Origin of the sequence: Myxococcus sp. AB025B, from assembly GCF_006518215.1 — a bacterium.
In the GTDB taxonomy this organism is placed as follows: Bacteria; Myxococcota; Myxococcia; order Myxococcales; family Myxococcaceae; genus Myxococcus; species Myxococcus fulvus.
Genome location: NZ_SRLW01000046.1, coordinates 36428 through 43510 on the forward strand (window position 1 = coordinate 36428; position 7083 = coordinate 43510).

The window sequence follows — 7083 nt, forward strand, 5'->3', positions numbered from 1 at the left end:
TCCCGGCATCCTCCCCCATCCGCAAAACGGCCCGGCCCCCAGGCCCCGAAGATTGCGGCCCTGCCGAGCCCCATGACGTGATAGCCCGGCGATTCCCGTGGGTGGGACCTCGTGTCCTCCACCCCTCCAGGGCACACGGGAACGGGTGGGAGCTTGCGATGACGGGTGGTTGGCTGCTCGAAGGGACGGAGTCCGGCCGGACGAGTGGCGCCAGGTCATGGTGGGCGTGGGAAGGATTCCCACCGCGCGGTGTTGGCGCGCGCCCGTTCCGCCCCCGGAGTGGGGGACATGGGGTGGAAGTGCTCCAGGGACCCGGGTGTGGGAAGCCACGATGGGCGTGGCACCGGGTCGTCTCCACTCACAGTCCCGGTCGCCGCCGGATGTGCGCCGCTCTGGCCCACGGACGTGAACGGCGGCAAGATTCGGAAACCGAACCATGAACCCTTCCGCATTCAACGGGTTTTTGCAGCCTCCCCAGTGGCGCCCGAGCAGGGCCGCCGCGGCGCGAGGTTCACTGTGAGAGTCGAGATGCAGGCGGATCAGCGGGGACGCGTGCTGGTGGTGGCCGGGAAGGAGTCCGGCGACGCCTTGATGGAGCGGCTGACCGCCAGCGGCTACCACTGCGCGGCGGCCGAGAAGGACACCGGGCTGGCGGAGCTGGCGGACTCGCTGCAACCCGAGGTCGTGCTGCTGTCGGTGACGGCCAAGCGCGCCGCGGAGCTGCTCGAGTCCCTGCGTCGGGTGGAGCGGCTGCAGCGGTTGCCCGTGGTGGTGGACCTGGGCAAGTCCCGGTCGGCGGAGGCCTTCAAGCGCCTGGCGGTGGATGACTGGATTCGCGGCGCGGACGAGGTGGTGCCCCGGCTGGAGGCCGCGCTCAGGGCGGGACGGCTGAAGGACCGCGAGGAGCGCGTCCGGCTGCGCATGGGGATGCTGCTGGAGATCACCCAGGCGGCGACCAGCTCGCTGGAGCTGGAGGAGATCCTCCGCATCGCGGTGGACAAGGTGGGGCGCGTCACCGGGACGGACCGCTGCTCGGTGGTGCTGGTGGAGGGCAGCCACGCGCGCACGGGCAAGGTGGTGGCGACGCAGGAGGACCCCAGCCTCGTGCAGCTCGACATCGAGGTGGCGCGCTATCCGGAGCTGCGCCGCGCGCTGGAGACGCGCGAGCCGGTGCTCATCGAGGAGGCGCAGCGGGATCCGCTCATGGCGGAGGTGCGCACGTCCATCGTGCCCCTGGGCGTGAAGTCCATCCTGGTGCAGCCGCTCATCTGCCAGGACGACCTGCTGGGCGCGCTGTTCCTGCGCGTGTCGCGCATGGACGCGTCCTTCGGCCGCGACGAGCAGGAGTTCACCCAGGCCGTGGCCGGCGTGCTGGCCAACTCCATCCGCAACGCGCGGCTGCACACCGCGGTGAAGAAGAAGCGCGAGGACCTGGAGCTGGCGTACGTCGAGCGCTACCACGAGCTGCTCGAGGCGAACCGCCGGCTCAAGGAGCTCAACCGCCTCAAGGATGAGATCATCGCGGTGGTGAGCCACGACCTGCGCGCGCCGCTCCAGGTGCTGCTGGGCCATGGCCGCCTGCTGCTGGAAGGGCCGCTGGAGTCGCAGCAGAAGCAGTCCGCGGAGGCGATGATCCGCCAGGGCAAGAAGATCCTCGGCCTGGTCGAGTCGCTGCTGGAGAAGGGCAAGGGCGAGGCGGCGCGGCTGTCCATCGAGCCCCGTGTGCTGGACGTCGCGCAGCTGTGCCGTGACGCGGTCAACGAGCTGGAGATATTGGCGGCCGAGCGGGGCGTGTCCCTGCGCGCGGACTGCCCCGACAGCCTGATGCTCATCGGCGACGAGGTGAAGCTGCACGAGGTGCTGCAGAACCTCATCACCAACGCCATCCACCACGCGCGCGACGCGGGCGAGGTCGTCGTGTCCACGCGGCGGCTGGGCCGTCCGGACGGTGACGCGGCGAAGGTGTGCGTGCAGGACGACGGCGTGGGCATCCCCCAGGACGAGCTGCACCTGGTGTTCGACCGGTACCGTCACGGCGGCAAGGGGACGGGGCTGGGGCTCGCCATCTGCAAGGAGTTCGTGGAGCTGCACGGCGGCGAGATCTGGGCGGAGAGCCCGCCGGAGCACGGGTGCCTCTTCGTCTTCACGCTGCCGCTCGCGCAGGAGGCGCCGCGCAACCCCCGCCCCGTGGTCGCCACGTCGTCGGTGACGGAGCAGCCGCGCGTGCTGGTGGTGGAGGACGAGCCCGAGATCGCCGCGGTGCTGTCGGAGGTGCTGCGCTCGAAGTACCGCGTGGAGGTGGCGCGCGACGGCGCGGAGGGCCTGGCCCGGGCACGCGCGCAGCGGCCGGACCTGGTGGTCATGGACGTGTTCCTGCCCAAGCTGGACGGCCTGGACGCGGCCATGGCGCTCAAGTCGTCGTCCGACACGGCGCACATCCCCGTCATCCTGCTGTCCGCGCACCAGGGCGTCGCGGAGAAGGTCCGCTCGCTCAACCTGGGCGCGGTGGACTACATGAGCAAGCCGTTCAACGCGGTGGAGCTGCTCAACCGCACGGACCGCGCGCTCAAGCTGCGCCAGGGCGAGCGCGAGCAGCAGGAGCGGGAGCGCTCCCAGCCCTCGCTCCAGCGCCGCACCGGGAGCGACCCCGCCACGGGGCTGCATGACCGGCGCGGGCTGCTGCTCCGGCTGGAGCAGGAGCTGGCCCGCAGCCGGCGCTACCACCGGGCCCTGAGCCTGGCGGTGCTGCGGCCCGACCGGCCCGTGGAGCCCGTCCCGAACAACATCGCGGACGTGATGCGCAAGCGGGTGCGCCACCCGGATGCCATCTCCCACCTGGGCGCGGGTGTCTTCGTCGTCGTCCTGCCCGAGTGCAACGCGGAGGCCGCTCGCGCCGTCATCAGCCGCCTGATGCCCGACGTGGAGAAGGCGACGGACACCGAGTACCGCTCGGCGGTGGCGGACGTGAGTCAGGACAGCGACCCGGTGGAGAAGCTGCTCGAGAAGCTGGGCGCGCCGCCTCCCGAGGAGGCCTGAGACCCTGCAAGGCGGCTGGGGCCGCGCTAGACTTCCACCTCGCGTGAGCCCCTCCCGCCTCCTCGTTGCCGTCCTGCTCGTCGCCTTGTCCGGGCCCCAGGCCCTGGCGGCGGCGCCCGCGTCGCGGCGTCCCCGCGTCGACCGGGAGGCCATGCGGGAGGCGATGGACGCGGCGGCCACGGACGACGGGGCCTTCTCCTCGTCCGCCAGCTACACCCAGTACCTGCGGGCCCGGTTGCTCCACCACGCCGGAGACCACCGGGGCGCGGTGGATGCGCTGCGGCTGGCGCTGGCCACGGATGACGGCCACCCGCTGCTGCTCACCCGGCTGGCGGAGGAGTACGCCCGGCTGGGAGACCTGGACAAGGCGGAGCGGGAGCTGCGCCGCGCGGTGGAGCGCTCCTCGGCGTACTACCCGGCGCATGTGCTCCTGGGCCGCGTGCTCATGGAGTCGGGCCGCTTCACCCGCGCGCGCCTGCACCTGCGCCGCGCCGTGGCCCTCAAGCCGCGCGAGCCCGAGGCGTACCTGGTCCTCGCCCAGCTCTACCTGGAGTCCGGCTCCCCGGCGGAGGCCGTGAAGGTGGTGGAGTCCCTGTCCCGCGCGCTGCCGGGAGAGGCCTCCGGTTACCGGCGGCTGGGGCTGGCCCTGGCCGAGCGCGGCGACACGGCCCGCGCCGAGCGGCTGCTCGCCGAGGCGGCCACGAGGGACCCCGGGGACGTGGAGGTGCTGGGCACGCTGGCGAAGCTGTACGAGGAGACGGGGCGTCCTGGCAAGGCCGAGGAGACGCTGGCGAAGGCGCTGGAGCGCGAGCCGGACAGCCAGGAGGTGCTCCTGGCCGCGGGACGCTCGGCGCTCAAGGCGGGCTCTCCGGTGCGGGCACGGGCGTACTTCGACCGGCTCCTGTCGCTGTCGGGTGAGCCGGAGACGGCGGTGCGGGTGGCCTTCAGCTACCTGTCCGAGCGCGAGCCGGACGCCGCCGTGCAGGTGCTGGAGGCCGCTCGGAGCGCCAGCGAGGGCGAGCCCCGGCTGGCCTACTACGTCGGCCTGGTGCACGAGCGCCTGCGGCGCTTCCCCGAGGCGGCCAAGGCCTTCGCCTCCGTGCCGGAGGGCTCGGACATCTACCCCGACGCGCGGGTGCGCCTGGCGAAGTGCCTGTCGCTGTCGGGCCAGCACCCGCGTGCCCTGGCGCTCCTGCGGGCCGCGCTCCAGGACTCGCCCGATGACCTGGAGGTCCGCGCGCAGTACGCCCGGGCGCTGGAGCGGGGCGGCACCCCCGCGCGCGCCGAGTCCGTGCTGAAGGAAGGGCTGTCCCGGCAGCAGTCCGCGGCGCTCTACGACGCGCTGGCCGCCACGCTGCAGCGACAGGGGCGGGGGGCGGAGGCGCTGGTGCTGCTGCGCGAGGCGCTGGCGCGGATGCCGAAGGACCCGGCCCTCCAGTACGTGATGGGCGCGGCCTTCGAGCGGCAGGGGGACATGGCGGGCGCGCAGGCGCGCATGCGCGCGGTGCTGGAGGTGGAGCCGGACCACGCGCCCGCGCTCAACTTCCTGGGCTACCTGCTGGCGCAGAGCGGACGTCACCTGGACGAGGCCGAGCGGCTGGTGCTGCGCGCGCTGGAGCTGCGTCCCGACAACGGCGCGTTCCTGGACTCGCTGGGGTGGGTCTACTTCCGCCGCGGGGACTACCCTCGCGCGGTGGAGGTGCTGGAGCGGGCCTCCACGCTGGCGCCGGACGAGCCCGTCATCCTCGAGCACCTGGGGGATGCCTATCAGCGCGCCGCCCGGGGACCGGAGGCGGCGGGGGCGTGGCGCCGGGCGCTGGAGGTGTTGTCGCTGGACCCCGAGTCCGCCGAGCCCCCGGGCCAGCGCGAGGCCCTGGAGCGCAAGCTCAAGGCGCTATCCACGGGTGCGGCGGGCCGCTAAGTTGCTGGGCCTATGGCTCGCCATGACGAGGGCTACTTCACCGGCCGGGATGGGACGCGGCTCTTCTGGAGGACGCACCTGCCGGACGCGGAGCCGCGAGCGCACGTCGCGGTGGTGCACGGCTACGGAGACCACTTCGGCCGCTACCAGTACGTGACGGACGCGCTGGTGGCGGACGGCTTCGCGGTGCACGGCTTCGACTACCGCGGCCACGGGCGCGCGGAGGGACGCCGCGCCTACGCGGAGAAGTGGCCGCACTACGTGGACGACCTGGAGGTGTTCTGGGAGCGCGTGCGCGCGGCGGCCGGCGGCGCGAAGACGTTCGCCCTGGCCCACAGCCACGGCGGGCTGATGGCCGCGCACTGGGTGGGCGCCCGCAAGGTGGAGGGCCTCTCCGGGCTGGTGCTGTCGGGCCCGTACTTCAAGCTGGCGATCACCCCGCCCGCCGTGAAGGTGATGGCCGCGAAGGCGGCGGGAGCGCTGGTGCCCTGGCTGGGCATCGCCTCCGGGCTCAAGGTGGAGGACCTGACCCGGGACACGGAGGTCCAGCGCGCCACCCGGGAGGATCCGCTCTACCTGTCCATCGCCACGCCGCGCTGGTTCATCGAATCCACCAAGGCGCAGGCGGAGGCGATGTTGCTCGCCCCGAAGATTCAAGTCCCGCTGTTCGTGCTGTGCGGCGCGGAGGACGGGGTGGCGGCGCCCGCGGCGGCGCGGGTGTTCTTCGAGACGGCGGGCTCGGCGGACAAGAAGTTCAAGGAGTACCCCGGCATGAAGCACGAGCCGCTCAACGAGGTGGGGCGCGCCGAGGTGTTCCGGGATATCTCCGGCTGGATCTCCGCGCATCTCTGACATAATCAAGGCGCTCGGCTCCTCGGGAGGAGCGGGCTCTGGGTGAGGTCACCGCATGGCAACGGGTGAAACGGGCATCATCGGCAAGGGCATCGTCATCAAGGGGAACCTCACGGGTGGTGGGGACCTTGTCATCGAGGGGCGGGTGGAGGGGCAGATTGCCCTGAAGAACCACCTCACCATCGAGAGCACCGGGAAGGTGCAGGCGGACATCCGGGCCGAGGAGTTGACCATCAACGGCGAGGCGAGCGGCAACATCGACGCCTCGACCCGCGTGGCCATCAACGCCTCGGCGAAGGTGGCTGGCGACATCAAGGCGCCGCGCGTCGTCATCGAGGATGGCGCCGTGTTCAACGGCTCCATCGAGATGGACGTCCGGCTGCCGGACGACATCTGAAGCTCACGCCGCGGGCGGACGCGGCACACACCTTTCGAGAGGGCGGACAACACTCATGGCGAATACGGTCATTGGTTCGAGCATCGTCATCGACGGAGAGATTTCCGGAGACGAGGACCTGGTCATCCAGGGCACCGTGAAGGGGAAGATCTCCCTCAAGGAGAGCCTCTACGTGGAGGGCAGCGGCGTCGTCGAGGCGGACATCGAGACGCAGAACGTGGAGATCGCCGGCCGGGTGACGGGCAACATCGTCGCCAGCGACAAGGTCGAGCTGAAGACGGACTGCCGCGTGGTGGGCGACATCAAGGCGCCGCGCATCCTCATCGCCGATGGTGCCTCCTTCAAGGGCAACGTCGACATGGACATGAAGGAGCGCTGATTCGTGGCCACCCCGAAGGAGTTGAGCGGTAGCACCGCCGTCAACAACACCGTGGTGGGGCCTTCCATCCTCATCAGCGGCCGGTTGACGGGCGACGAGGACCTCACCGTCCGGGGCCGCGTGGAGGGAGAGCTGACGCTCAGCCGCACCCTCATCGTGGAGCCTTCGGGTGTGGTGAAGGCGAACGTGGCGGTGAAGAACGCCATCGTCAGCGGCGTGGTGGTGGGCAACATCAACGCCACGGAGAGCGTGGAGCTGACCCGCGAGGGCCGCATGGTGGGCGACATCCACGCCCCGCGCGTCATCATCGTGGACGGCGCCAGCTTCCGCGGCCGCGTGGACATGGGTGACGTGGAGCCCGGCCGCCTGCCTTCGGAGCGCCCCGTGGTGGCCCGTCCCACGGCCGTGACGCGGCCGACGACGGCGACCCCCGTGCGCACCACGACGACGCCCGCCCGCCCGCCGACGCCTCCCGCGCGTCCGCCGGCGCCCCCGGCC

Annotated in this window: 6 protein-coding genes; all 6 read left to right on the top strand. The window is 71.9% G+C overall.

Annotation, left to right across the window (positions count from 1 at the left end; genetic code table 11):
- Positions 1-528: 528 nt before the first annotated feature.
- Positions 529-3036 (top strand): ATP-binding protein, encoded by a 2508-nt coding sequence (locus tag FL311_RS10360; RefSeq protein WP_141324769.1) that lies wholly within the window; start codon positions 529-531, stop codon positions 3034-3036.
- Between the two features lie 43 nt (positions 3037-3079).
- Positions 3080-4957: a tetratricopeptide repeat protein gene (locus FL311_RS10365; protein WP_141324770.1), complete on the top strand. Its 1878-nt coding sequence runs from the start codon at positions 3080-3082 to the stop codon at positions 4955-4957.
- A gap of 12 nt (positions 4958-4969) precedes the next feature.
- Positions 4970-5809, top strand: coding sequence for an alpha/beta hydrolase (locus tag FL311_RS10370; protein ID WP_046714732.1), 840 nt, complete (start codon positions 4970-4972; stop codon positions 5807-5809).
- Positions 5810-5864: 55 nt separating this feature from the next.
- A complete protein-coding gene (gene bacN / locus FL311_RS10375; protein ID WP_046714731.1) occupies positions 5865-6206 on the top strand; it encodes a bactofilin BacN in 342 nt (113 codons plus the stop codon).
- Between the two features lie 55 nt (positions 6207-6261).
- Entirely contained in the window at positions 6262-6585 is a 324-nt protein-coding gene (locus FL311_RS10380; RefSeq protein ID WP_002636698.1) for a polymer-forming cytoskeletal protein, read from the top strand.
- Between the two features lie 3 nt (positions 6586-6588).
- Positions 6589-7083 (top strand): bactofilin BacP (gene bacP / locus FL311_RS10385; RefSeq protein WP_228556795.1); only part of this gene is annotated, 495 nt, incomplete at its 3' end.